Genomic DNA, 25,705 nt, shown 5'->3' on the forward strand with positions numbered 1-25,705 from the left:
ACGGCACCACGCTCACGAAGACAACAACGGCCGCGAGGAGTTCGTCACCACGAGCAGGCTCGAAAGGCCCATCGCGACCGCCGCGAACAACGGATTCAACAGCCCCGTGACCGCGAGCGGGATCGCGATGGCGTTGTAACAGAACGCCCACCCAATGTTCGCTTTGACCCGTCGGCCGGCGGCCCGCGAGAGCTCGAAGACGGTCTCGACGGACGCGAGGTCGTCGTCGACGACCGCGACGTCCGCGGCGTCGGCCGCCATCGCGGTTCCCCCGCCGAGGGCGATGCCGAGGTCGGCGGCCGCCAGCGCGGGCGCGTCGTTCGTCCCGTCGCCGACCATCACGGTTCGTCCACGGCCCTTCAGCCGCTCAACCGTCTCGGCTTTGCCTTCGGGCGGGACCCCGGCGAACACCTCGGTGACCGCGTCGTGCTCGCGGAAGACGGTCGCGGCCCGCGCGTCGTCGCCGGTCAACACCACGACGTCGACGTCGGCCGCGGCGAGCGACGAGAGCGTCTCGGCCCATCCTGACCGGAGCTCGTCGCCGACGACGATGACACCCGAGGCGGCGCCGTCGCGCCCGACCGCGACCGGCACGCGCCCCACGTCTCGTGCCGCGGTAACGGCCTCGTCGACGGCCATCGGCACCCGCCAGCCGCGTTCCTCGAAGAGTCCCGGATGCCCGACGACGACCTCGGTCCCGTCGACGACGCCGGAGACGCCACGTGGGTGGCTCTCGAAGGCGTCGACCGTGGGCGTCGACGCGTCGGACTGCGGCGACTCGTCGGCGTGGGTCGATCCGGTAGCCACGCCCGCACCGTCGGCCATCGCTCGTCCGCTCGGGTCGGCCACGGCGGCGACCGGCTCGTCGGTCTGTGTGGCCGCGATCGCTTCGCCGACCGGGTGTGCCGAACGCGACTCGAGTGCCGCCGCGAGCGCGAGCAGGTCGTCGTCGACGTCGCGGTCGACGACCCGCATCTCGCCGGTGGTGAGCGTCCCGGTCTTGTCGAAGACGACGGTGTCGGCGCCGCGGATCCGCTCGAAGACGGTGTCGTCGAAGACGACGATCGACCGTTCTAACGCGTCACGAAGCCCGGCGGCGACCGCCAGCGGGGTCGCGAGCCCGAGCGCGCACGGGCACGAGACGATGAGCACGGTGAGCGCAACGAGCATCGCCGCCGCGACGCCCGCCCCGAGCGCGAGGTTGACGACAGCGACCCCGACAGCGACCGTGAGCACGACCGGGACGAACACCGTCGCGAGCCGGTCGGCGAGCTTCTGGACCCCGTGGGTGCCGCTCTGGAGGTCCCAGACGAGCTCCGCGACCCGGTCGAGACTGGAGCTCGCGTCGGGGCCGACGGCGACGACGAGCGACCCGTCGGCGACGACCGACCCCCCGACGACGACGTCGCCGGGGGTCTTCCGTACCGGTAGCGACTCGCCCGTGACGACCGACTCGTCGACGGCCGCGTCTCCGTCGATCGCCTCGCCATCGACGGGGACGCGTTCGCCCGCCCGGACGAGCACGCGGTCGCCCGGCGCGAGGTCGTCGATAGGGACCTCGGTCGCACTCGCGTCGGTCGCACTCGCGTCGGCGTCACCATCGGCAGTCGCTGGGTCCTCGAGGCGACGGGCCGTATCGACCTGTACCGCGGTGAGATCAGAGAGGAGCTCGGTCGCCCGAGACTTGATGCTCGACTCGTAGTGGTTCCCCACGGTGACGACGACGACGATAGCGACCGTCACGTCGTAGTAGATCGAGGGGCTCTCTAAGAACGCGACCGCGAGCGTGCTGTAGAGGTACGCGCTGAGCGCGGCGATCGCGACGAGGAGGTCCATGTTCGGCGACCGCGTCCGGGCGCTCACGTACGCGCCCCGCAGGATCGGCCGACCGGTGACGAAGAGGACGATCGTCGTCAACACGCCGAGGACGATGAAGAAGTACGTCCCCGAACTCGACGCCATCGCCTGGTTCAGGTACTCGAGCGTCCGCTGGTTGTAGAAGGGGAACGCGAAGTACGTCGGGTAGATCAACACGATGTACTGTAACATCACGGCCATCCCGACGAGCACGCCGATCGCGAGCCGAGCGGTGGCCAGGTCGTCGGCCCGTCGCCGCGAGAACGCGTCCTCTCTGTCATACGCGCTGTAGCCGAGTCCGCTCACGGTCTCCGTGAGGTCGGCCGTCGAGACGGTCGCGGGGTCGTGGTCGACCCGGACCGTGTCGGTGACGTAGCTCGCGCTCGCCGCGCTCACGCCCTCGGTCTGGGTCGCGACCGTCTCGATGAACGCCTCACAGGTCGCACAGTGCATCCCATCGACCTCGAGAAACGTCGCCTCGTGGTCGGCCGGGACCGACGGCGTCTCGGCTGTGGCGTCTGCTGTAGCCGACTCGCGTCTCGCCGCGACGTCGTCGGCGTCGACGTCGACGTCGCCGAGGGTCTCGAACACCCCGCGACAGCCGGCACAACAGAACTCGTTGCCGTCGCCGTCGACGACGTCGACGCCCGCAGTCGGGAGGGCACACAGGGTACACTCGCCGTCGGTCGCCTGTGTCGACCCCATTGCTCAGCCGCCTCCGGAGCCGACTATCCACACGCTGTGCATCTCCATCCCGCTCATCCCCATCCCAGTGTCGAGCGGGTTCCAGAACGGCAACATCGGGTGCGGGACGTGGATCCCGAGCGCCATCAGTCCGTGTGCGAGCAGGACGTACCCGAGGATCACGAACGCGACCCCGAGGAGTCGGTGGACGCGGCGACGGTGGACCGCGTCGACGCTGCCGATCAGCGTGCCGTAGAGGAAGACGGCCGGCATCGTCCCGATCCCCAGCGCGGCGAGCGCGGTCCCCCCGGCGAGCGCGGAGCCGCTGGCGAACGCGTAGAGGTACGCCGGGTAGAGGATCGGACAGGGGAGCAGTCCGTGGATCGCGCCGAGCGCGACGATGCCCGGCCCGTTCGCGAGCCGGTCGACGTGGCCCGTGAGCCAGCCGGTGACCCGCTCGAGTCCGGGGAGGTGGACGCCGCCGGTCGCACCGCCGAGGACGTAGCGCGCCCCGACGACGACGACCACGGCGCCGACGCCGACGCCGACGACACCGCGGACCGGCCCCGCAGCCCCGGTGACGGTCGCGGTCGTCACGAGCACCGCGCCGCCCAGCGCCCCGAGTGCGGTCCCGATGAGCGTGTAGCTCGCGGTTCGACCGAGGTTGAACAGCGCGTGCTGGCGGACCTCGTAGGTGGTGAGGTGACTCCCGCGGCCGCCCTGGTGAGCCGACCCGGCCGCGTGTCCGCCGCCGTCGGTCCGTCCCGCGTCCGGGTCCATCCGAGCCGCGTACGTCGTGACGAGCGGGCCGCACATGCCGATACAGTGGGCACCGCCGAGCAGCCCGATGGCGAGGAACAAGAGCACGTCCACGCCGAACAGCGTCGTGAGGTCCATCGTGTAACGCGTTGGACGTGGGGCCCGGAGCGCTAAGGCGTTTCGTCGACGCGGGGAGACCACGCCGGCTCCAGTCGGCCCGCTCCGGCCGTCGCGTCGGTCACTCCTCGACGAACACCGTCGCGTACATGCCGCCCGTCTCGTGGGGGATACAGACGTAGTCGTGTCGCCCGGCGACGCCGAACTCGTGGGTGAATCGGTCGCCGGTGTCGAGCCGGCCGCCGAAGTCGGTCGTCCACGCCTCGCGCGCGGCCGACTCGGTGTCGAACCCGCCGGAGGCGAAGTAGGTGGCCGCGTCGGGGATCGCCGCCTGGTAGGCGGTGACGGTATGTCCGCGACTGCTCGTGTTCTCCCAGACCACCGTGTCGCCGACCTCGACGGTCAGCTCCTCGGGAACGTAACCGCTCGCGAGCATGCCGACGTCGTACTCGTCGGCGAGACAGCCGGCGACCGAGAGGGAGCCACCGACCGCGGCGCTCACAGCCCCGACCCGTCCGAGAAACCGTCTGCGGTGCATGCCGATGATCGGGGCTTCGGGCGTTTGAATATCGCGGTTGGTCCCGGCGTACATATGAGTCGAGGGACGTCCGCGCGTCGAGGCGGCCGGTCGAGCCTCGAGTATCATACCAGTCAGGTCAGGTAATTTATAATGGGCGTCACTAACGTGCGGGCGACGCATGAACGAACTAGCCGCAGCTGATCTGGCGTTCGCATCGCTCGGGCGCGTCCCGATGGAGATGGGACAGACCGAGGTGTATCAGGCGATACAGGCCGACCAGCTACTGAACCTCTCGTTTTGGGCGAACATCGTGCTGGCAGGGCTGTCGATCCTGCTTTTCGTCTACATGGGGCGACAGGTCGACGACCCGCGCGCCCAGCTCATCTTCGTCGCGACGCTCATGGTGCCGCTCGTCTCCATCTCGAGTTACACCGGCCTCGCGTCGGGACTGACGGTAAGCTTCCTCGAGATGCCGCCCGGTCACGCGCTGGCCGGCGAAGAGGTACTGACGATGTGGGGACGGTACCTCACGTGGGCGTTGTCGACGCCGATGATCCTGCTCGCGCTCGGACTGCTCGCGGGGTCGAACGTCACGAAGCTGACGACCGCGATCGTCACCGACATCGGCATGTGCGTGACCGGACTCGCCGCCGCGTTGACCACCTCTTCGTACCTCCTCCGGTGGGTGTGGTACCTGATTAGCTGTGCGTTCTTCGCGGTCGTGCTCTACATCCTGCTCGTCGAGTGGGCGGACGACGCACAGGTGGCCGGCACGAGTGAGATCTTCGACACGCTGAAGATCCTGACCGTCGTCCTCTGGCTCGGCTACCCGCTCTTCTGGGCGCTCGGTGCGGAGGGCTTCGCGGTGCTCGACGTCGCGATCACCTCGTGGGCGTACAGCGGCATGGACATCGTCGCCAAGTACGTCTTCGCGTTCCTCCTGTTGCGGTGGGTCGTCAACAACGAGCGAACCGTCGCGAGCATGGCGTCCGGACTCGGTGCGGCCGGGAGCCGCGGCACGCCCGCCGACGACTGATCGGCGCGAACGGCAGCAACCCCGCTTTTTCCGGTCGTGTCACGCCGAATCCGTCCCGTCTCGCCACTCCGTGAGCACCTGCGGGAGGACGACACCGACGAAGATGACGACGCCGATGAGCATGGGATCCCGCAGGTCGGTGGCGACACGGCCGGCGTACCCCAACAGCAGTCCAGCCGAAACACAGCAGGCGACGATCACGTTCTCGCGGGAGACCATGGTGTCGTGTGGTTCTCGAGTAGTCACTTGACGCTACTGGCCGCCGTCGTCGGTAGTGACAGCGCTACCGACATCACTTCCCCCAGAACGGGTCGCGCTTTCGCCGCGTGTCGAGGTAGGCGGCGAGCGCCTCCCGCTCGTCGCCGGTGATCTCCGATTTCAACTCCTGTTCGAGGATCTTCGCGTGCTTTTCGGGCACCTCACTCCAGAGGGTGTCACCCTCCTCGATGTCGCGTCCGACGGTCGGGCCGTCGATGGCGATGCTCACGCGCTCGCCGGCGCGGGCCTCGTCGACGTCGTCGCCCTGTTTTTGGATCCCCGAGAGCGTGCCGAGGCGGTCGAACTCGTTGCCCTCGAACGCGCCCACGTTCCGGTTGTTCTGGAGCGTCCCGGCGAGGACCTCGACGCCGACGACCGCGGGGTCGTTCTGCCGGAAGGTGTGATCGGGGAGCAGCCGAAATCGGGCGGGGCGGACCACCTTGTCGAGGACGGTCTCCTGTTGGGCGCGCTTGCGTTGTTCGACGTACGTCTCGTAGTCGTCTATCAGCTGGTAGATGACGTCGTTGGTGAACAGGGTGACATCGGCGCTCTCGAGTTCGTTCGCTGCGTTCGGGAGGATGCTGACGTTGAAGCCGAGCAGCGCCTTGTGCTCGTCCTGGTTGGCCGTCTCCGCGATGGCGATGTCGCGCGGCGCGATGTCGCCCACTTCGGCGCGCATGATCGGCACCTCGGCTTCTTCGAGCGCGTTCGCCATCGCCTCCAGCGAGCCGAGGGTGTCGGCTTTGACGACGACGCCGTCTTCTGCGGTGTCGACTTCGATCTCGGCGAGTGCGGCGTTCACCTCCGCGACGACCTCCTCCTGTGGCCGGTCGCGCACGACACGAACGGGTGCACCGGCCATCGCCGCATCGAGGTCCGGCGCGGCGATCTTGACGCCGGCGGCCGCGCTGACCTCGGCTGCCTTCTCGAACCGCTTCTCCGTGCGGATCTCTTCGAGGGGTCGCGGCCGCAACAGCGCGCGCACTTCGGTGACGATCGGGTCGCCCTGGCCGCCGACGACGACCGTGTCGCCGTTTCGCACGACCCCGTCGTACACGACGGTGTCGATGGTCGCGCCGAACCCGCGTTCGTCTTTCACCTCGAGGACCGTCCCCTCGCCGGGACCGAAGACGTCGATCGCCATCTCTTCGCGCATGAATCGCTGGGAGAGTCCCATGAGCACCGTGAGCAGGTCGGGGATTCCCTCGGCGGTCATCGCAGAGACGGGGACGACGCCGATGTTCTTCTGGAAGTCTTGGACCCGCCAGTAGAGGTCCGCAGAGAAGCCCGCGTCGGAGAGCTGGCCGATGATCTCGTAGAGGTTCTCATCGAGCATCGACCGCGCGCGATCCGACTGCGCCGCCAGGCTCTCCTGGATTGGTGTGCCGTCCTGTGGATTCCACCCGGGGGTCGTGTCCACCTTGTTGGCGGCGACGACGAACGGGGTCCCTGTGCGTCTGAGGATGTCTATCGCCTCCTCGGTCTGCGGCTGGAAGCCGTCGTTGACGTCGACGACGAGCACGGCGATGTCGGCGAGCGCCCCGCCGCGAGCCCGGAGCGTCGAGAACGAGTGGTGGCCAGGCGTGTCGATGAACAACAGGCCGGGCAGATCGAAGTCCTCGGGCGTCACGAGCTCGCCGGCCATCGTGGAGATGGTCGACAGCGGGATGTCGGTCGCGCCGATGTGTTGGGTGATCGCGCCGGCTTCGCCTTCGCTGACCGCAGAGCCGCGTATCTCGTCGAGCAGGCTCGTCTTGCCGTGATCGACGTGGCCGAGCACGGCGACGATCGGCGTCCGAAGGGTGTCCGTGTGTGTGTCGTCAGTCATGAGAATCGCCCCGAGAAGGTCGGTTACGTATCGTTCGGCCCGGCCGTCAGTTAAGTGTTTCATCACGGTCTCGGCGCTTCGTCGTCGCGAACGTGTCCCCGTGGCGTTTAATACCGTCGCACAGGAGAGGTGAGCACATGGCAGACATCCTCGCGGAGAACCTCTCCGGGAAGGCGGTGATGGGGTCGGACGGGACGGAGCTCGGGGACCTGTACAACATCACGATGGACCTCGAGTCGGGCCGGCTCAACGACCTGCTCGTGACTCCGAACGAGCGGGTCGACCCCGAGCGGCTCTCGTTCGACCGCGACGACGCCGGGCGGCTTCAGGTGCCCGTCGCGAACGTGCAGGCGGTCAAAGACTACATCGTCGTCGGCCGCTGATGAGAGTACTCGACACGTCTGCGTTCATCCACGAGTACACCACGGACGACGCCGTGGTGTCGGTCCCGGCGGTCCACGACGAGCTCGAAGGTGAGACCGCACTTCGGTTCGACGCGATGGAGGGATCGGGGATGACGATTCACGTCCCGGCACCCGAGGTGGTGACGACCGTCGAGCGCGCAGCACGTGGGTCCGGAGACGCCGACGAGCTCTCCGAGACCGACGTCAGACTCGTCGCGACCGCCCTCGAGTTGGACGCGATGCTCGTCACCGACGACTACGCGATGCAGAACGTCGCAGAGCGGCTCGACTTGGACATCGAGCCGATCGCCCGCGACGGAATCACGGAGGCGCGCGAGTGGCGGTTTCAGTGCGTGGGGTGCGGCCGAACGTTCGACGAGCAGCGCGAGCGCTGTCCGATCTGTGGCAGCGACCTGACCCGGAAGAACCCGGCCTGAGTCCGCCGTCCCGGCCACAACGCGTCTCAGTCCGCCGTCCCGGCGTCGTCGCGGTCGGCGTCACCGTCGGCCGCCCCGACGACCGACGACCGCGTCCCGGTATCGGCGAGCGCTGCGACGACCTCCTCGTCCGCCCGTGGGAGCCGGTCTCGAAGCCGACGCGCCACCCGTCGGGCCTCCGCGAGTTCAACCTCGGCGACCGCCCGAACGAGCGCCGCCGCGCGCTCGGCTCGCGCCCGCTGCCACGACTCGTCCCTCGACTGGTACGTTCGGATCGCCCGCATGAAGTCGACCTCGGAGAACTCCGGCCAGTACGGGGTACAGAAGTAGACGGCCGCCTCGTTGCCGTTCGCGTGCCAGGGGAGGAAGTTCGAGGTGCGTTCGTCGCCGCCGGTCCGGACGATCAGGTCGACATCGCGCACCGGCCGGTCGTAGAGCCGCGCTTCGACCGTCTCGGTGTCCACGTCGTCGGGGTCGAGCCGGCCGTCGGCGACGTCGCGGGCGACGCCGCGGGCGGCATCGAGCAGCTCCGTCCGCCCGCCGTACGCGAGTGCGACGTTCAGCGTGAACTGGTCGTTTCGCTCGGTGCGACGCTCGGCGTACGCGACCGCCTCGCGGACCCGCCGCGGGAGCCGCTCGACGTCGCCGAGTGCCCGGATCTGGACGCCCTGGTCGTGGACCCGGTCGGCGTCGGCGAACTCGCGGAGTTTGGCCTCGAGTAGGTCGAACAGCGGCTCCAGCTCCGCGTCGGGACGCGCGAAGTTCTCGGTCGAGAACGCGTACAGCGTCAGCTCGGAGACGCCGACGTCGGCACACCAGTCGAGCACGCGTTCGGTCGTGTCTGCACCGGCGCGATGGCCGTCTGGGGGCGCTGCGCCGCGGTCGCGGGCGTACCGGCGGTTGCCGTCCTGGATCACGGCGACGTGGGTCGGCACCGTCTCGATCCGTCGCCGCAGGTACCGGAGGTACGCGCGCTCTGCGGCCGAGCGGAGCCGGGTCAACATAGCCAGGTCTGTGTCGTACGTCGGTATGTAGCTTGTCGTTTCGCTTCGTCGACACCACGCGAGAATCGCCGAAACCGCTATTCGTCGTCATGCTGACGAGGTGGCCGTGAACGCCGCCTACGTCTTTCGTGTGACGTTCGAACTGGATCCGGACCGTGTCAGTGTCTCGCCCGATCGGTTCGAGACGGTCGTCGAGGTGTCTGCCCCCGAGCCCGACACCGAGGGGTGGCTGTTGTTCCGCGATCGGCTCTGGCGCGGGTCCGTGAGCGACGAGCCCTCGACGAGGGCGTTTCTCGGCGACCGACTCGGCGTCACCGTCGTGAAGGCCGCGTTCCGCGAGCTGCGGACCGACCGGGCGTACCTCGACGCGCTCGAGACGGCGATCGCGGCCGATCTCTCCCGATTCGAGGCCGACGGCGTCGACGAGGTCCTCCACAAGTACCTCGGATCCTCGGTGCACGTTCGGGAATCCTGAGGCCGAGCGCCTCACCGACGCCGGCGGCGATCCGTCACTGTGACCGTCGGGGCATCGACCCCCGCGGACGGGACCGAAACCGTGGAGACGCTGGCGACGGACGAGTCTGCATGGCGAAGTGGTTCCACAGCGGCCGTCGGCGCGACTGTTGTGCGGTGGTGTACGCGGCCGGCGAGTTGCGCGCACAGTCGATCAAAGCCCGGATCGAGCGGCACTACGACGAGCGAATCGACCCGCAGAGCTTCTATGCGACCCTCTCGTCGCTCGTCGAGACCGGATACCTCACCCGTCGCCGGGAGGGACTCGCGGACGTTTACGCGCTCTCGTCGGCGGGCGAGGCGGCCCTCCTCGAGCACCACGCGTGGCTCTCGGCGCAGATCGACGCCCACCGCGGAGACGACCCGTCGCCCGCCGAGTGAGTTCTCCGTTCGCCCCGCGTGTGGTGCTCGGTCCTCGCGTCGATTGTCCCTGCGTCGATCCGCTCCGCCGAGCGGCAGCCGACCGCACCGAGACGCCACGCGGACCCAAAGGAGTAACAACTACTGGCGTCTGTGTTATTATCATGACCGTCGTCAGCGTCTCGATGCCGGAGGAGCTGTTGAACCGTATCGACGAGTTCTCGGACGAACACGGCTACACCGGCCGGAGTGAGGTGGTCAGAGAGGCCTCCCGGAACCTCCTCGGTGAGTTCGAGGACGCCCGTCTCGAGGAGCGACAGCTCATGGCCGTCGTCACCGTCCTCTTCGATTACGAGACGACGAGCGTCGAAGAACGGATGATGCACCTCCGACACGAACACGAGACGCTCGTGGTCTCGAACTTCCACACCCACGTCGCCTCGCGATACTGTATGGAGCTGTTCATCCTCGAGGGGCAACTCGCGGAGATATCGACGTTCGTCGGCAAGATCCGCGCCACGAAAGACACCCTCACCGTCGACTACAGCGTGACACCGGTCGACGACTTCGGTGCCGGCGCCATCGACGAGGCGGCCGCTGCCGACGATGGGGCGGCCGCCCACGGCGCGGGCGGCGACACAGAGCACGGCCACGACTAATCTGGTGCGGCTCTCGGCGAGTCTCGGTCGATCAGGGACCTGCGGGCGACACCGCCTCGAGTGCCGCGTCGAAGTCTGCGGACCCGACGAGCACCTCGTCGGCGTGGTCGACGGCCGCCGAGCCGTGTTCGTCGGCGACCCGCTCTATCGCGTGCATCGCCGCCTCGCGACACACCGCTGCGATCTCTGCACCGGAGTACCCCGCCGTCTCGGCCGCGAGGTCGTCGAGGTCGACGTCGTCCGCGAGCGGTGTCTCCGCTGTGTGAACCGCGAACACCGCGCGGCGGGTCTCGTCGTCTGGCGCCGGCACCTCGATGTGGGTCTCCAGGCGACCGGGACGCAACAGCGCGGGGTCGAGTGCGTCCCGCCGGTTCGTCGCCGCCACCACGGCGAGGTTCGGGTCGTCGCTCGCGCGGTCGAGTTCGGTCAACAGCTGCGAGACGACCCGCTCGCCCACGCCGGAGTCACCCCCGCCGACCCCGTCACGGGCGGTCGCGATCGCATCGATCTCGTCGAAGAAGACGATCACGGGCGCGGCCTGTCTGGCGCGGTCGAAGAGGTCGCGCACGGCCTTCTCGGACTCGCCGACGTAGCGATCGAGCAGCTCCGGCCCGGCGACCTCGATGAAGTTCACGCCGCTCTCGCCGGCGATGGCCCGCGCGAGCAGCGTCTTGCCGGTGCCCGGCGGTCCGTACAGGAGGATGCCCGTCGGCGGGTCGGCGTTGGCGGCCTCGAACAGCGGTCCGTACGAGAGCGGCCAGTTCACCGCGCGCTCCAGCTTCGACTTGGCGGCCTCGAGCCCCCCGACGTCGGTGAAGTCGGTCGTCGGCTGTTCGGCGACGTACTCGCGCATCGCGCTCGGCTCGACCGCGGCGCGGGCGGCCTCGAAATCTCTCGCCCGAACGGTCACCGACGTCGGCGACTCGTCGTCGTCGGTGCGGGCCCGTCGGAGCGCGGTCATCGCCGCCTCCTGGGCGAGCGACTCGATGTCGGCACCGACGAACCCGTGCGTCCGTGCCGCCAGGCGGTCGAGGTCGACGTCGTCGCCGAGGGGCATCCGCCGGGTGTGCACGTCGAGGATCTGTCGCCGGCCCGCCTCGCCGGGTACCCCGATCTCGACCTCGCGGTCGAACCGGCCGCCGCGTCGCAGCGCGGGGTCGAGCGTGTCGACGCGGTTCGTCGCGCCGATCACGAGGACGTCGCCGCGCGCGTCGAGCCCGTCCATGAGCGAGAGGAGTTGGCCGACGACGCGGTTCTCTACGTCGCCGCCGTCGTCGCGCTCGGCGGCGATCGAGTCGATCTCGTCGAAGAAGACGATGGCCGGTGCGGCCGCCTCGGCCCGCTCGAACACCTCCCGAAGTCGTTCTTCGCTCTCGCCTTTGTACTTCGACATGATCGCCGGGCCGTCGATGGTGAAGAACTCCGCGTCAACCTCGTTGGCGACCGCCCGGGCGATGAGCGTCTTCCCCGTGCCCGGCGGCCCGTGGAGCAGGACGCCCTTCGGGGGGTCGATCCCGAGCCGGGTGAACACCTCCGGCTCCGAGAGCGGGAGCTCGATCGTCTCGCGGACCAGCTCCAGCTCCTCGTCAAGGCCACCGATGTCCTCGTATGTCGCCCCCGCGGTGTGTTCGGCCGGCGGCGCGGGCTCGTCGCGACCCGAGCCGGTCGCGTCGCCGGCGGTCCTGTCACCAGTAGTCGCACCGCCAGCGGCCGCGTCGCCGGCGGTCGTGGTGCCGACGGATGTCCCGCCGGTGACCGGCTCGTCGGCGCTTTCGTCGCCCGATTCGCCGGCCGCGTCGCGCAGGGCGTCCTCGGCGAGTGCGACGGTCGTGTCGTCGGTGACGCGGACGGTACCGGTCGGGTCGGTCTGCCCAACGACGAACCGGAGGCCGCCCAGTCGCTCGACGTGGACCGCCTCCCCGCGGGTGACGGGCCGGTCACGGAGGTCGCGAGCGAGGGCCCGCTCGACGACGTCTCGGCTCACGTCGGCCGTGGCGAGCGCCGACGGGGCTTCGATCACGACCCGGTCGGCGTCCGCGACGTCGACCGGCGCGACGGCCACGGCGTCGCCGACCTTGACGCCGGCGTTGGCCCTGGTGTCGGCGTCGATGAGCACGACGTCACCGGCCGCCTCCGGGCCGGCCGGCCACACCTTCGCGACGGCCGACCGGTCGCCGTCGATCCGCACCGTGTCGCCGCTGAGCAGGCCGAGCCGCTTGCGTGCCGCTTCGGGGAGTCTGGCGATCCCTCGGCCGGCGTCGCGCTTCTCCGCGGCGCGGACGGTGAGGGTGAGGCGGGCGGTCTCAGACATGTGTCTCGATCCGATCGCTCGACCCTTACCACTGTCGACGGCCCCCTGGCGTCCGGAGGACTCGTCGCCCATCGCCGACGGCGGGGCAGTCGGCTCCCCGGCACCCGCCGTCGACCGCAATCGCCTTACCCGGTCCACCCGGCTGTGCGGACATGCACCCGACTGGGGAGCTTCGAGGCGAGTCGGTCCGCGTCGGCGGCGACGCCCGCCAGCGCTTTCACGACTCGCGCGGCTACGGCCGCCCGCTCGACGGGAACGCGATCGCGCTCTCGCGGGTCGAGACGGCCCACCTGTTGTTTCGCGGCGACCTCGCGGGTGTCACCCTCGGTGACGGAGCCGGGGCGGCTGGCCCCGTCGGCTTCCGGCGGTTCGTCGCCGACAGCACCGCGGCCGTCGACGGCTTCTTCACGCGGTACCTCGTCTACGCCGACCTCCGCGACCGCGGGTTCTACCTCTCGCCCGCCCGCGAGCCGTGGCCCGGTGGGCGCGCCGACGTTCCGGACGCGGTCGACTTCGTCGCCTACGAGCGGGGGTCGACGCCGCGAGCGGGTGCGGTCGAGCATCCGGTTCGCGTCGTTGGCGAGCGCGAGTCGATTCCGGTCGACGGGCTCTCCGGACAGACGCTCGCGGTCGTCGACGAGGAGAGCGACATCACCTACTTCGCGGCCGAGACGGCCGACGTCACGGGGGCGACGCGGTACGACCCGCCGTCGACGCTGACCGGCGAGGTGGTCGGCGACCGGGTCGTCCTCTGGGACGCCCCCGACGCGCTGTACGAACGCGGCTTCTACGGCCAGCCACTCACCGGCCGGGCGGCCGCCGTCGAGGGAGTCCTGCAGCTCTCGCTGCTTGAGGCCGCCTCGCTCGCCGCCGACGGCGTACTGCAGCTCACGGACGCGCCGGGCGGTGTGAACGGAGTGGACGGCGTCGACGCGGCGGACGATGTGAGTGGGGCGGACGACGTTGAGGCGGCTGCGACGGATGCGTCGCGCGCGGCCGACCCTGCGGCCGCCGTGGCGACGATCCTCGATCGCGGACGAGCTGTCGAGGGCGACCGGTTCGACCGTCGGCTCGCCGTCTACCGCGCCCTCCGTGCGCGCCAGACCGTCCCGAAGACCGGGTTCAAGTTCGGTGCCGACTTTCGGACGTACCGCGACGTCGACACCGTCGACGACCTCCCCCACTCGGCGCACCTCGTGCGCGTCGTGCAGCCGGGTCATCGGTTCACGCCCCGCGAGCTCTCGCTTGACGTCCGGCTGGCGGGCGGGGTTCGCAAGGAGTTGGTGTTCGCGGTCGTCGACGAAGCGGGTGTGCGACAACGCGGTGGGAGCACGGTCGACGACGCGATCCGGTGGCTCTCGGTCGGACGGCTGACGCCGTAGGGATCGGTCTTGATCGCCACCCCAAACGAACGGTTTTTGCCTCGACCGCCGGGATAGGGCGTATGGACGGAGACATCCCCCGCACGGACGGCGGGACCGGGCGCGCCGACGGGTCGACCGAGGACGTCGCGCTCGACCCGTGGGGGTCGGCGTCGGTCGGCGACTACGCCGACCTCTTCGCTGAGTTCGGCATCGAGGCCTTCGACGAGGTCGTCGACGACGTGCCGGCTCCACACTACCTCATGCGTCGGGGCGTCATCTTCGGTCACCGCGAGTACGACGCGGTCGCCGAGGCGATGGCGAACGACGAGCCGTTCGCGGCGCTCTCCGGGTTCATGCCCACCGGCGACCCGCACATCGGTCACAAGCTCGTCTTCGACGAGCTGATCTGGCACCAGCGACAGGGTGGCGACGTCTTCGGGCTGATCGCCGACCTCGAGGCGCACGCCGCACGCGGGATGTCGTGGGACGAGATCGACGAGCACGCCCGGAGCTACCTGCTCTCGCTGCTCGCGCTCGGGTTCGACCCCGAGGCGGGCGAGCTCTACCGACAATCGGACAACCGGGCGGTCCAGGACCTCGGCTTCGAGCTCGGCGCGAAGGCCAACTTCTCCGAGTTCGAGGCGATCTACGGCTTCGACGGCGAGACGAACGTCTCGCACATGCAGAGCGTGGTCACCCAGACCGCGGACATCCTCTACCCACAGCTCGTCGACGAGCCGAAGCCGACGGTGATCCCCGTGGGGCCCGACCAGGATCCCCACGTCCGGCTCACGCGGGACCTCGCGACCCGCGTCCGGTACTTCAAAGTGACCGAGGCGTTCGCGAGCTTCGAGCTCGACGACGACGAGCGGCAACTCGTGCGGACGGCCTACGACGCGCTCACACCGACGGGCAACGAGGGAGACGACGTTCGCTCCGCCGAGGCCGCCGAGTGGCTCGCCGACTACGATCCGCCGGCGGGCGAGGCGGGCGACACGCTGCGGGCGGCCAAGCCGAGCGCGGTAGAGACGCTTCGCGCCGGGGGAAAAGAGCCGCTCCGGCCGCGGGTGCGGTTCCTCGACCGCAACGCGACCGAGGCGGCGTTCGAGGCGCTCATCGAGGCGGTCGACGGCGAGAAACGCGTCTTCGAGGGCCACGTCGACGCTTTCGACCTCACCCACGACGAGGCCGAGTCGCTGGCCCGAGACGTGGAGATCGACCACGACGGCTTCGGGTTCCGCCAGCCGTCGTCGATCTACCACCGGTTCATGACCGGGCTCACCGGCGGGAAGATGTCGTCGTCGATCCCGGCGAGTCACATCTCGCTGCTCGACGACCCCGAAGACGGCTACGACAAGGTGACGTCGGCGACGACCGGCGGCCGAGAGACCGCAGCGAAACAGCGCGAACTCGGCGGCGAGGCCGACGAGTGTCCCGTCTACGAGCTGTACGCGTACCTGCTCGCGAACGACGACGACGGGCTCGCCGCCGAGGTGTACACGGAGTGTGTGAACGGCGAGCGCCTCTGTGGCGGATGTAAAGAACAGGCGGCGACGATGATGCGGGAGTTCCTCGCCGAGCATCAAGAGAAGCGTGCGGAGGCCGAGGCCGTGCTCGCGGACCTCGATATCGACCTCGACTCGGACCGGCGCGGAACCGGCGGCGAGCACTGAGCGCCGAGGGTGGGAGAGGTCGGTCCTAGACGCGCGTCTGGCGGTAGCTGTGTGATCGAGACGATCCGTGACCTCCAGGCGATCCTTTCAGCCATGCCCTCCCCAATACGCGTGTGACGGTGGCCGTGTGACCGAGACGACCGCGCGACCACCGGACACCAGTTGGGCCACACCCTCCCCAGCCGATTCGCTCGTCGCCCACGGGCGACTCGCTCATCCTTCGCACGCGCTCGCGAGCCCGCCTGCGGCGACCTCGCGAGGCGCGCGCCACCGCAGCGTACGGTGGACTGACGTGTGCGTGATCGGGCGAGGCGAGTCGTCGACTGGTGGTCGTACCGGTGAACCCACCGCGGTGAGCCGACACTTTATGAGGGAAGCGGATCCCACAAGCGGTATGGCCGAGGAGGAGGCGATCCACGTCGCCGACGTCAGCGAGGGGATGGGCGGCGACGCGACAGCCGAGCCGGGGTCACCGGTCGAACTCCCGGTCGTCGACGTGCTTACCGGGCGGTCGTTCATCACGGGGAAGTCCGGCTCGGGCAAGAGCAACACCGCGTCGGTCGTTATCGAGAATCTCTTGTCAAATGGGCTGCCCGTCATGATCGTCGACACCGACGGAGAGTACTACGGCCTCAAAGAAGCGTACGAGATCCTTCACGCCGGCGCAGACGACGAGTGCGACATCGTCGTCTCCCCGGAACACGCAGAGAAGCTGGCGACGCTGGCGTTAGAACAGAACGTGCCGATCATCCTCGACGTCTCCGGCTACCTCGAGGAGTCGGTCGCCAACGAGCTACTGTTGGAGGTCACCAAACACCTCTTCGCCAAGGAGAAGCGGCTCAAGAAGCCGTTCTTGCTCGTCGTCGAGGAGTGTCACGAGTACATCCCGGAGGGCGGCGGGATGGACGAGACGGGCAAGATGCTGATCAAGGTGGGCAAACGCGGGCGGAAACACGGACTCGGCATCGTCGGGATCAGCCAGCGCCCCGCAGACGTAAAAAAGGACTTCATCACCCAGTGTGATTGGCTCTGCTGGCACCGGCTCACCTGGGACAACGACACGAAGGTCGTCGGCCGGATCCTCGGCTCCACGTACGCGAGCGCGGTCGAGGACCTCCGTGACGGCGAGGCGTTCTTGATGACCGACTGGGACGAGTCCATTCGGCGGATCCAGTTCCACCGCAAACAGACGTTCGACGCGGGAGCCACGCCCGGACTCGATGACTTCGAGCGGCCCGAACTCAAGTCGGTCTCCGACGACCTCGTCGGCGACCTCCGGTCGATCTCAGAAGAGACCGCCAGACGCGAGTCCGAGCTCGCGGACCTCCGACAGGAGCTCGAGAAACGCGACCAACGGATTCGCCAGCTCGAACGCGAACTCGAGGACGCACGCGACCTCAGCGACATGGCCGACCAGTTCGCACAGGCGCTGCTCGGGAAGGCCGGGGCGTCGTACCGGGGCGGTCCCGGCGGCTCCGTCGCCTCACAGCGGCGCGCCGCCCAGGCGGACCTCGAGGCGTACGAGTCCGCCGCCGGCGACGCGAGCGCGGACGCTGGCTCGGCGGCGACCGAGACGGCAGCACGGGAGGCGACCGTGGCCGGGAGCGGCGACGGACGTGACGCCGACGAGGACGAACGCGATGCCAGCGGACGTGACGCCGACGAGGACGAACGCGATGTCGAGGCAGACGCCGGTGAGAATCCAGTGGAGCCGGTGACGCGGGCCGACGTCGTCGCCGGAGCGCTCCAGTTCGACGACGCGGTCGAACTCGGCACCAGAGAGGCGGTCATCGAGGAGCTCAAAGGACGGGTCGCGTCGCTGCCGCCGCTCTCACGCGACATGCTTCGCCACTACCGCCGCGAGGGGACGAGCGAGCCGGTGACAGCGCACATCGACGCGGGTGGCGACGGCGACCGTGGGCACGCCTACAGCCGCCAGCGACCCATCCGGACGGCGGGGCTCATCAGACACACCGGCGAGGGACACTACGCCTACGCCGTCCCCGATCTCGTCCGCGAGGCGTACGCCGACCGCCTCGACGAACCGACCGTCGAGGAGATGGTCACGGCGGTCGAGACCGCGTTCGTCCCTCCCGACGAGCGGTCGACGCCAGGCGGCGAGTCGACGGACGACGAGCCGCCGGCGGGAGCGGGAGAGTCGACAGGATCAGACGAGCCGACCACGACGACCGACGCATCGCGGGCGGCGGCTGGGTCTCCGGTGACGGGCGACACCGAAGCTCCGGGAGCCGACGCCGCGCTCTCGTCCGACACGGGCGGCCTGAGCGACGCGGCTCGTCGGCTCGCGGCGAAGGGGGCGCGGTCGAACGACGACCCCGAGTGACGGGACGACGACGTCGATCGACCGCGTGAGTGCACGGACGAGCGTGAGCTACGACTCCGCGTCGTCGCGTGTCGACTCGGCGATCACATCGTCGTCGGCCGCGTCGGCGCTGTCCCGATCGCTGCTGACCGCGTCGTCACTCGTGTCGTCCGCCGGCTCCGACCGGGCCTCCGTTCGGGCTCGCTCGGCGGCGAGTTCACGATCGATGTCGTCTTCGACGTACGCCATCGACTCCACGGTGACGACGTTGCCGCCGCCGGGGTCGACGACGATGACGTCTTGGCCTTCGGGGATCGTGCCGTCGATCGACCGCGCCGAGTAGTGTGGGTTGAATCCGCCACCCTCGAGTTTCACCTGGCCGCCCTGCGGGGTGACCGTCTCTGCGACCGTCCCGGTCGTACCGGTGAGGCTCTCTCGGTCGCGCGTCTGTTGTTGACCCTTGCCCCCGTACAGGTCGAACTCGTGGTAGCCGTAGAACGCCGCGGCACCGAAGACGAGCGTGAGCGCCGTCATTAAAAGCGTGAGCACACCGCCGGCGACGCCGAGCGTCGCGAAGAGCAGTCCACCGAGTCCGGCACCGATCAGCGCGATCCCGACGACGATGAAGTTCGCCCCAGGCGCGATCGCCTCGGCCATCGCCAACAGCAGTCCGGCCGTCAACAACAACAGTGGCAGCGTGTCCGGCCCCACGAGTCCTCCCTGTGCGAGCACGTCCATATGTGACCTACGACTGCGAGGTGGATAAGTGGTCGTTCGCGTGGCGGGTCGTCGTGCTCAGAACCCGAGCACCAACACGGCGACGGTGAGTGCGACACCGAGCACCACGAAGAGCGCGTTCTCGGGGTCGATAGACTCGGGCTCGATGGGTGTCGAGGCGGGCGTCGCGGTGTCTTCGGTGACACCGTCGGGACCGACCTCGTCGAGGCTGAATCGCCACTCGCTGCCGTCGCCGTCGGTTCGGGTCTCGTTCGCCCGGTGCCGGGCGTCGTCACGGCTCATTGGCCACGGTACGACGGGGGTGAGTAAATGGTTGGTGGACCGCGACTACCGCTGCCGGCCCGGGGTGACGACGTCACCCTCGTAGACGACGCCGCGCTCGCCGTCGACGGTGAGGACGTCCCCGTCGGCGATCGACTCCGGTATCGAGGCGTTCGACACCATCGGCACGGCGAGCTCGCGCGCGACGACGGCCGGATAGCCGGTCATTCCCGGTCGCGCGTCGACGATCCCAGCGATACGATCGAGATCACCGGTGAACTCGCCCGCGAACGTCGTGGGTAACGCGACGATCGACCCGTCGGGGACCGCGGTGAGGTCGCCGTCCTCGGTCCGGTAGACCGGGGCGGCGACGCGGCCAGCGACGGCAGCTTTGCCCGTGGCGACCGTCTCGGCGGCGACGTGCACCTTGAGCGTGTTCGTCGCGTTCGTTCCCTCGAGTTCGGTCAACATGCCGGAGAGGACGACGAGCGTGTCGCCGGAGTCGGCCGCGCCGGTCTCGAGTGCGGCGTCGACGGCGTTGTCGAGGACCGCCTCGATGTCGCCTGCGTACGCCGTCTGCACGGGTTGGACGCCCCACGAGAGCGCGAGCTGTCTCCGCACGCGGTCGTTCGGCGTGGTCGCGACGACCGGGACGCCCGGACGGAACATCGCCGTCTTCCGGGCGGTGTACCCCGATTCTGAGACCGCGACGACCGTCGAGGCGCCGAGGTCGCGCGCGAGGTACCGCGCAGAGCGTGCGAGCGCTTCGGTCCGCGAGTCGTCCGTGGCGGCCGGAACCCGCTGCTCGCGTGTCTCGGCGTACTCCGCGCTGTGTTCGACTTCCCTGACGATTCGGTCCATCGTCTCGACGACTGCCGCCGGGTGCTCACCGATCGCCGTCTCACCCGAGAGCATCACCGCGTCGGTCCCGTCGAGGACCGCGTTGGCGACGTCCGAGGCCTCCGCGCGGGTGGGTCGCGGCGAGTGGACCATCGAGTCGAGCATCTCGGTCGCCGTGATGACCGGGACGCCCGCCTCAACGCAGGTTCGGATGATCCGCTTTTGAATGATCGGGACGTCCTCCAGTGGGCACTCGACGCCGAGGTCGCCGCGGGCGACCATCACGCCGTCTGCAGCCTCGACGATTCCGGTGAGGTTCTCGACGGCGCCGGCGCGCTCGATCTTCGCTATCACCGGGATGTCCTCGCCGCCGTACGCTTCGAGGGTGTCGGCGATGCGGTACACGTCTGCGGCGTCCCGGACGAACGAGGCCGCGACGAAGTCGGCGTTCGCGCGCGCGGCGAGCCGCAGTTCGGCCTCGTCTTCGTCGGTGATGAGGTCGACGTCGATGTCGACGCCCGGGAGGTTGACGCCCTTTCGAGAGCCGAGTTCGCCGCCGGAGACGACCGTCGCAACGACCGATGCGTCCTCGACCGATTCGACGCGACACTCGATCCGTCCGTCGTCGAGTAACACCGTGTCACCGGGGTTTGCGTCGGCGATCGAGTGGGAGAGTCCAACGTGCTCCGGGGTCGCGTCGTCGCCCGCCGCCAGCGTCACCGTCGATCCGTCGGTGAGGTGGGTCGGCTCGTCGATCTCGGCGGTGCGTACCTCCGGGCCTTTGAGGTCGACCATGACCGCGAGCGGGTCTTCGATGGCGTCGTCGACGGCACGGACGCGTTCGATAACGTCCTCGCGGTGGGCCGTCGTTCCGTGGCTGGCGTTGAGTCGGGCGACGGACATCCCCGCTTCGGCGAGATCTTCGATGACCGCGCGGTCGTCCGACGCTGGACCCAGCGTGCAGACGATCTTGGCGTTTCGCATACCTGACGTTCGGCGGAGGGGTGGAAAAAGCTACACGGTCCGCCTCGGAGACGACAGCCAGAGAGAAATCGCATGTGAGCCCCGCTGCGGCCCGATACTGGTCGATTCGACGGAGTCGATCGTGGACGATACGGACAGATTCACACCGGTGTGTGAGCGTCTGCTCTGAGGGCGCAAATCGTGTCAGCATGTCCTACATATATACCCGAGCACTACTCAGTACAGTTGACAGATGGATGGTCCGCCCGCCCGGTCACGCGACGCACTGGTGTTCTCCGTGCTCGACAGCGAGATTCGGTTGGCGATCCTCGACGCGCTGTACGACCGGACGGTCGTACCGGGGCCGTTCTCGGGGGAGACCAGCTACTCGTCGATCAGGGAGGCGGTCGGGATCGACGACAGCGGGCGCTTCAACTACCACCTCGATCGGCTCACCGACGAGTTCGTCATCAAGTTCGGCGACGCGTACCGACTCACGGAACGCGGCCGCGAGATCGTTCGGCTGCGACGGACGGGAACGCTCACCGAGGATCCACGGGTCGCGCCCAAACGGATCGACTCGTCGTGTTACCTCTGTGGCGAGCGGGTCGAGGTGTTTTACGCGAACGGATTCGTCGTGACTCGGTGTCCGAGCTGTTCGGGAGCCGTCGACACGGAGATATTCCCGACGGGAACGCTCTCTGCGCTGCCTTACCCTCCCTCGGGCGTGGACGGCATCGACATCGAGACCGTGTTCGAGCGCGTCCACCAGCGATATATGTGCGTGTACCGAGCGATGGCGCGCGGCTTCTGTCCGACGTGCGGCCACGACGTGCACGTGACGCTTCCCCGTCGGGAGAACGCCCGGGGCGAACCAGACCTGTTACGGCACGTGACACACGACGGACTCGTCGTGTTGGCGTGTACTCACTGCGGCCAGCATCGGGTGACGAACCCACTCAGTGCGACCGACGACCGTGATCCGATGGCCGACTACTTCATCGACCGCGCGGTCGACCCGGGATGGGATCGGCTGGCGACGGCGCTGAGCTGGGACGTCGACCGCCGAGCAGACGGGATGGTCTTCGAGACGGACGACGCGGTCCGATTCGTCGTCGACGAGGAGCTCGACGTCACCCGTGAGTCGTGAGGTGAGCGTCCGGCGAGCGTCGCCGCGGCGTGCGGCCGCCGTCGAGGGGATGCGCCCCGACTCGTAGCCTTTTTACCCGCGCTGGCGGTACGTGAGTCCACTATGGCTGAGGACAAGGCTCGAAGCACCGGCAGTGCGGGCCGATTCGGCGCCCGCTACGGCCGCGTCGCCAGAAAGCGGGTCAAAGACATCGAAGCGGAGATGCGGGAGGCGACCGTCGACGGCGACGACGTCACGCGCGTCGGCACGGGTATCTGGGTGAACGAGGAGACCGGCGAGACGTTCACCGGTGGGGCGTACCGCCCAGAGACGCCCGGCGGACGGACCGTTCGCCGCTCCATCCGCGCCGCACTCGCCGACGACGAATGAGCTACCGCTGTTCCCGCTGTAAACGCGACGTCACCCTCGACGAGTACGGGGGGGTTCGCTGCCCGTACTGTGGCCACCGCGTGCTGTTGAAAGAACGCGGCGGCGGCATCAAAGAAGTCGACGTCGAGTGAGGCGTTCCGTGCCGCGATGAGCCGCGGATCCGACGCGGACCCGTTCACCCACGAGACGACGCTCACCTTCGAGTACGCCGACGAGCCGCGCGCACGCCTCGTCGCGGCTGCGCTCTCGCCGGAGGTCGGCGAACTCGACGCGTCTCGCGCCCGTGCGACCGTCTCTCGGACGGACGCGACCGTTCAGATCCACGTGGGTGCCGACGACCTCGCCGCACTTCGCGCGGGCGTCACGAGCTGGTCGCGACTGCTCGCGGTCGCAGAGCGCGTCGGACATCGGTCGCGGTGACGGTGGTCGTCGACCGGCGTGAAGAGCGTCGCGGGGTCAGCCCACGAATCGTCGATGCAGCGGCTGTGCCGGCGCTTCACGTCGATGGCGCTCGCCGACGGAGAAGTCGGGGGTTTTTCCCTCCGGGCGGCCTCCTCACGTGCATGCAAGGGAACATGCCGCCCGAGGCACAGGAGAAGATCGAGGAGCTGCAGGACCTCCAAGAGACCGCCCAGCAGGTGGCCCAGCAGAAAGAGCAGGCGAAGACGGCGCTCACCGAGTCGAAGACGGCCCTCAACGCGCTCGACGACGTCGACGAGGACGCCGAGATGTACCGTGAGATCGGCGAGGTACTCGTCGAGACCGACTACGCGTCCGCACACGAGGACCTCGAGAACAAAGTCGACTCCCTCGAGGTTCGCGTCGAGCAGCTCGAGAAGCAAGAAGAGCGCGTCCAAGACCAGTTCGAGAGTCTGCAAGGTGAGCTCCAGCAGATGCTTCAGGGCGGCGCGGGCGGCAGTCCGATGGGCCCCGGTGGCCCGGGTGCCGGCGGCGCGTGAGCCGATGAGTGAGGAGCCGACGGGTGCGGAGCCGACCGACGAGGCGGTCGTCCAGACCGCGGCGTCGGCAGCCGAGCGGGTCGTCTTCGAGCACTACGACCAGTCGGCGGTGCGCGACCTCGACGTGACGGTCACGTTCGAGGCCGGGGTCTTGGACGTCGACGTCTACGTGAATGCCCCGGACGACCCGGACCCCGAGGCCGTCGCGACGGCCGCGACTGAGGCCGCCGGCGATGCCGTCGACGAGCTGTTCGACGGGTAATCGGCGAGCGCGAGCCTCGTTCACGAAGCCGGTAGACGGCGTCGAGCACGTCGGCCGAGCTGCTCGCAGACCCGGGTGAAGCCGTACGCGTCGTGTGACTCGTCGACGGCCAGTCACGGGTCACAGCCACGGCTTCTCTGTTGCAGTCTCGGCTTCTCTGTTGCGACCACGGCTTCTCCGTTGCAGTCACGTCGTCCCAGTCGCCGTGCGCGCGCATGGCAGTCGGGACTCGGGCGCGTAAATACGACCCGGCGTTCGGACGCCGGTTAACCCACACCCTCCCGGGCCGATTCGCGCTCGTACGTGTACGGTGATTGTGTGACCGAGACGACCTGCGACAGCCGGGCACCAGTTGGTCACACCCTCCCCAGTCGATTCGCTCGCATACGCAGCTGGTGAGTTCGTGATCGACGCGACGACCCCGCGACCGCCGGACACTACTTGGTCACACCCTCCCCAGCCGATTCGCTCTCGTACGTGCGTGGTGGGTGTGTGACCGAGACGACCGCGCGACAGCCGGGCACCACTTCTCCACACCCTCCCCAGCCGATTCGCTCGGTGGCTTCGCCACCTCGCTCATCCCTCGCACGCGCTCGCGGGCACGCCTCCGGCGGCCCGCGAGGCGCGCGCCACCGCACAAATGCGTGCGGCGAGCCACCACAGGCACAACGGCCCGTCGGGGGGCGAGAAACGCTTATGTAGTGTCGTGGTAGAGTGTCTCATGCACAGAATGTTCGAACGGTTCTCGAGCGGGTACTACCTGGGTGAACTGTACGTGGAACCACACGACGGCGACCGCGCCGTCATCCACCGGGCCGACCACGAGCGCGTAAACGAACAGCTCTACGCGGACGGCGAGGGGATCGCTCGGCTCGACGCGCCGCTCGTGATGAAGCTGGGCACCGGTCACCTCCCGGTCGGTGCCGACGACGGCGTGCCGAGCGGGACCCTCGCGATTCCACGACAGCTCGCTCCGGACGACGGCCTCCCGTCGAAACGGGGCGTCCTCCTCGCCGACGCCGACCGGGCGGAACGGCTCCTCCGCTGGGAGGGCTGGGAGCCGGCCGTCGACGTGTGAGGAGTCGTCGCGTCGCCCCGTTCGATGGCGACGACGCTTTGCGCCCGGCGGTCGATCGATGCACATGATCGACCGCCTCCTCGGCCGCGCCGAACTGAAAGACCGCATCGACGAGCTCGAGTCGAAAAAACACCACCTCGAGCGACGCGTCGAAGCCGAGTCCGAGCGTCGATCCGACGCCGTCGCGGACCGCCAGCGCGCAGAGGCCCGTATCAACCGCCTCGAAGACCGGATCACGTCGCTCAAAGACCGGGTCGAACGCGCCGAACGCGACGACCCCTCGTTCGCGTTCCGCCACACGACGACGGCGTTCGGGTCGGGCGTCGCCGACGTGCTCGGCCGGCTCCGAGCCGTCGAGAGCGACGACCCAGAGGGCGTCCTCACCGCCTTCGTGCCGAGCGACGACGCCGTCCCGGCGTCAGTCCGCGACCACTTCGGCGACCGCAGCCGGTTGGTTCGCCGGGCCGCACCGGCGGTCGTGGTTGCCGACGACACCGGCGCGGTGAGCGCCGCGCTCTCCGTCCCGATCCCGCCGGAGCCGTTCGACCGCTGGGCCACGCGTCCACGGCTGCCCGCGCGCTGGTTCCGACCGACCGGTCGGTTCGCGTTCGCGGTGGTGCGCTCCGACACCTTCGCTCGCGGCGTGTACGAGGCCGGCGAGCGCGTCGACGTCGAGGGGTTCACGACCGACGTCAAGGCCGCACACTCGAAGGGAGGGTTCTCACAGGGGCGGTTCGAACGCCGGCGGGAGGGACAGATCGCCGGCCACCTTGAGGACGCGCGGTCGGTCCTCGAAGACGCGACCGACGTGGACCGGACGATCGTCGTCGGCGAACGGAGCGTCCTAGGAGAGGTTCGCGAACTCGCCGACCACACCGACGTGACCGACGCGACGGGACCGCCAGAAGAAGCGCTGACGGACGCCTTCCGCGACTTCTGGACGGTGCGTGTACAGGCCGTGTGAGCGGTCACCGAGAC

At 69.0% G+C, this 25,705-nt stretch carries 27 protein-coding genes; 17 read left to right on the plus strand and 10 right to left on the minus strand.

What is annotated here, in order from left to right; genetic code table 11:
* Positions 1–12: 12 nt before the first annotated feature.
* The 3 genes from ACNTAO_RS05290 to ACNTAO_RS05300 all read right to left on the minus strand — a co-directional run bounded on the left by ACNTAO_RS05290 (position 13) and on the right by ACNTAO_RS05300 (position 3,955).
* Positions 13–2,562 carry a heavy metal translocating P-type ATPase gene (locus tag ACNTAO_RS05290; protein WP_435160932.1) on the minus strand — a complete coding sequence of 850 codons (2,550 nt, stop codon included), beginning with the start codon at positions 2,560–2,562 and terminating at the stop codon, positions 13–15.
* Between the two features lie 3 nt (positions 2,563–2,565).
* On the minus strand, positions 2,566–3,438 hold the full coding sequence (locus tag ACNTAO_RS05295; protein WP_435160933.1) for a sulfite exporter TauE/SafE family protein: 873 nt from the start codon (positions 3,436–3,438) through the stop codon (positions 2,566–2,568).
* 100 nt (positions 3,439–3,538) lie between these two features.
* Positions 3,539–3,955 carry a plastocyanin/azurin family copper-binding protein gene (locus ACNTAO_RS05300; protein ID WP_435160934.1) on the minus strand — a complete coding sequence of 139 codons (417 nt, stop codon included), beginning with the start codon at positions 3,953–3,955 and terminating at the stop codon, positions 3,539–3,541.
* Between the two features lie 220 nt (positions 3,956–4,175).
* On the opposite strand from ACNTAO_RS05300, the gene ACNTAO_RS05305 reads away from it, so the two are divergent.
* Positions 4,176–4,973, plus strand: a complete 798-nt coding sequence (locus ACNTAO_RS05305) for a bacteriorhodopsin (RefSeq protein WP_435161357.1) — start codon at positions 4,176–4,178, stop codon at positions 4,971–4,973.
* 39 nt (positions 4,974–5,012) lie between these two features.
* On the opposite strand, the gene ACNTAO_RS05310 is transcribed toward ACNTAO_RS05305, so the two are convergent.
* Together ACNTAO_RS05310 and infB are read right to left on the minus strand one after the other, a co-directional pair.
* Positions 5,013–5,192, minus strand: coding sequence for a DUF7987 family protein (locus tag ACNTAO_RS05310; protein ID WP_435160935.1), 180 nt, complete (start codon positions 5,190–5,192; stop codon positions 5,013–5,015).
* A 73-nt stretch (positions 5,193–5,265) separates the two neighbouring features.
* Entirely contained in the window at positions 5,266–7,059 is a 1,794-nt protein-coding gene (infB, locus tag ACNTAO_RS05315) for a translation initiation factor IF-2 (protein WP_435160936.1), read from the minus strand.
* Positions 7,060–7,196: 137 nt separating this feature from the next.
* Between infB and ACNTAO_RS05320 the strand changes: the two genes are divergently transcribed.
* Complete coding sequence (locus ACNTAO_RS05320; protein ID WP_435160937.1) at positions 7,197–7,442, plus strand: PRC-barrel domain-containing protein; 246 nt, start codon at positions 7,197–7,199, stop codon at positions 7,440–7,442.
* Positions 7,442–7,900, plus strand: a complete 459-nt coding sequence (locus ACNTAO_RS05325) for an NOB1 family endonuclease (protein WP_435160938.1) — start codon at positions 7,442–7,444, stop codon at positions 7,898–7,900. The genes ACNTAO_RS05320 and ACNTAO_RS05325 overlap by 1 nt, the downstream gene beginning before the upstream one ends.
* A 26-nt stretch (positions 7,901–7,926) precedes the next feature.
* Here the strand turns inward: ACNTAO_RS05325 and uppS are convergent, their stop codons facing one another.
* Positions 7,927–8,904, minus strand: coding sequence for a polyprenyl diphosphate synthase (gene uppS / locus ACNTAO_RS05330; protein ID WP_435160939.1), 978 nt, complete (start codon positions 8,902–8,904; stop codon positions 7,927–7,929).
* 106 nt (positions 8,905–9,010) lie between these two features.
* On the opposite strand from uppS, the gene lwrS reads away from it, so the two are divergent.
* The 3 genes from lwrS (at position 9,011) to ACNTAO_RS05345 (ending at position 10,436) form a co-directional block, all read left to right on the plus strand.
* The gene (gene lwrS, locus ACNTAO_RS05335) at positions 9,011–9,379 is read left to right on the plus strand and encodes an LWR-salt protein (RefSeq protein ID WP_435160940.1); all 369 of its coding nucleotides are present in this window, start codon (positions 9,011–9,013) and stop codon (positions 9,377–9,379) included.
* Between the two features lie 110 nt (positions 9,380–9,489).
* A complete protein-coding gene (locus ACNTAO_RS05340) occupies positions 9,490–9,798 on the plus strand; it encodes a PadR family transcriptional regulator (protein ID WP_435160941.1) in 309 nt (102 codons plus the stop codon).
* Positions 9,799–9,941: 143 nt separating this feature from the next.
* Positions 9,942–10,436, plus strand: a complete 495-nt coding sequence (locus ACNTAO_RS05345) for a CopG family ribbon-helix-helix protein (protein WP_435160942.1) — start codon at positions 9,942–9,944, stop codon at positions 10,434–10,436.
* Between the two features lie 31 nt (positions 10,437–10,467).
* On the opposite strand, the gene ACNTAO_RS05350 is transcribed toward ACNTAO_RS05345, so the two are convergent.
* The gene (locus ACNTAO_RS05350) at positions 10,468–12,747 is read right to left on the minus strand and encodes an AAA family ATPase (RefSeq protein WP_435160943.1); all 2,280 of its coding nucleotides are present in this window, start codon (positions 12,745–12,747) and stop codon (positions 10,468–10,470) included.
* 152 nt (positions 12,748–12,899) lie between these two features.
* Here ACNTAO_RS05350 and endA point away from each other — a divergent pair, with 152 nt between their 5' ends.
* The 3 genes from endA (at position 12,900) to ACNTAO_RS05365 (ending at position 18,128) form a co-directional block, all read left to right on the plus strand.
* Positions 12,900–14,129 carry a tRNA-intron lyase gene (endA, locus tag ACNTAO_RS05355; RefSeq protein ID WP_435160944.1) on the plus strand — a complete coding sequence of 410 codons (1,230 nt, stop codon included), beginning with the start codon at positions 12,900–12,902 and terminating at the stop codon, positions 14,127–14,129.
* Between the two features lie 62 nt (positions 14,130–14,191).
* Positions 14,192–15,784 (plus strand): tryptophan--tRNA ligase, encoded by a 1,593-nt coding sequence (locus tag ACNTAO_RS05360; RefSeq protein ID WP_435160945.1) that lies wholly within the window; start codon positions 14,192–14,194, stop codon positions 15,782–15,784.
* Between the two features lie 394 nt (positions 15,785–16,178).
* The gene (locus ACNTAO_RS05365; RefSeq protein WP_435160946.1) at positions 16,179–18,128 is read left to right on the plus strand and encodes a helicase HerA domain-containing protein; all 1,950 of its coding nucleotides are present in this window, start codon (positions 16,179–16,181) and stop codon (positions 18,126–18,128) included.
* Positions 18,129–18,176: 48 nt separating this feature from the next.
* Here the strand turns inward: ACNTAO_RS05365 and ACNTAO_RS05370 are convergent, their stop codons facing one another.
* The 3 genes from ACNTAO_RS05370 to pyk are packed head-to-tail and all read right to left on the minus strand — an operon-like array spanning position 18,177 to position 20,930.
* Positions 18,177–18,845 carry an NfeD family protein gene (locus tag ACNTAO_RS05370; protein WP_435160947.1) on the minus strand — a complete coding sequence of 223 codons (669 nt, stop codon included), beginning with the start codon at positions 18,843–18,845 and terminating at the stop codon, positions 18,177–18,179.
* 57 nt (positions 18,846–18,902) lie between these two features.
* Positions 18,903–19,127, minus strand: a complete 225-nt coding sequence (locus ACNTAO_RS05375; RefSeq protein WP_435160948.1) for a DUF7312 domain-containing protein — start codon at positions 19,125–19,127, stop codon at positions 18,903–18,905.
* Positions 19,128–19,172: 45 nt separating this feature from the next.
* Entirely contained in the window at positions 19,173–20,930 is a 1,758-nt protein-coding gene (pyk, locus tag ACNTAO_RS05380) for a pyruvate kinase (RefSeq protein ID WP_435160949.1), read from the minus strand.
* A 232-nt stretch (positions 20,931–21,162) separates the two neighbouring features.
* Between pyk and ACNTAO_RS05385 the strand changes: the two genes are divergently transcribed.
* From ACNTAO_RS05385 to ACNTAO_RS05420, 8 genes are all read left to right on the plus strand, one after another.
* The gene (locus tag ACNTAO_RS05385) at positions 21,163–22,059 is read left to right on the plus strand and encodes a winged helix-turn-helix domain-containing protein (RefSeq protein WP_435160950.1); all 897 of its coding nucleotides are present in this window, start codon (positions 21,163–21,165) and stop codon (positions 22,057–22,059) included.
* Between the two features lie 102 nt (positions 22,060–22,161).
* Entirely contained in the window at positions 22,162–22,428 is a 267-nt protein-coding gene (locus ACNTAO_RS05390) for an eL43 family ribosomal protein (protein ID WP_435160951.1), read from the plus strand.
* Entirely contained in the window at positions 22,425–22,559 is a 135-nt protein-coding gene (locus ACNTAO_RS05395; RefSeq protein ID WP_379742324.1) for a DNA-directed RNA polymerase subunit P, read from the plus strand. The genes ACNTAO_RS05390 and ACNTAO_RS05395 overlap by 4 nt, the downstream gene beginning before the upstream one ends.
* A 16-nt stretch (positions 22,560–22,575) precedes the next feature.
* Positions 22,576–22,848, plus strand: a complete 273-nt coding sequence (locus ACNTAO_RS05400) for a KEOPS complex subunit Pcc1 (protein ID WP_435160952.1) — start codon at positions 22,576–22,578, stop codon at positions 22,846–22,848.
* Positions 22,849–23,003: 155 nt separating this feature from the next.
* Complete coding sequence (locus tag ACNTAO_RS05405; RefSeq protein ID WP_435161358.1) at positions 23,004–23,387, plus strand: prefoldin subunit beta; 384 nt, start codon at positions 23,004–23,006, stop codon at positions 23,385–23,387.
* Positions 23,388–23,391: 4 nt separating this feature from the next.
* Positions 23,392–23,649, plus strand: a complete 258-nt coding sequence (locus tag ACNTAO_RS05410) for a DUF3194 domain-containing protein (RefSeq protein WP_435160953.1) — start codon at positions 23,392–23,394, stop codon at positions 23,647–23,649.
* Between the two features lie 730 nt (positions 23,650–24,379).
* The gene (locus ACNTAO_RS05415; protein ID WP_435161359.1) at positions 24,380–24,727 is read left to right on the plus strand and encodes a DUF5802 family protein; all 348 of its coding nucleotides are present in this window, start codon (positions 24,380–24,382) and stop codon (positions 24,725–24,727) included.
* A 64-nt stretch (positions 24,728–24,791) separates the two neighbouring features.
* The gene (locus tag ACNTAO_RS05420) at positions 24,792–25,691 is read left to right on the plus strand and encodes a Vms1/Ankzf1 family peptidyl-tRNA hydrolase (protein WP_435160954.1); all 900 of its coding nucleotides are present in this window, start codon (positions 24,792–24,794) and stop codon (positions 25,689–25,691) included.
* Positions 25,692–25,705: the final 14 nt, after the last annotated feature.

Source organism: Halorubrum zhoui (assembly GCF_051194155.1).
Taxonomy (GTDB): domain Archaea; phylum Halobacteriota; class Halobacteria; order Halobacteriales; family Haloferacaceae; genus Halorubrum.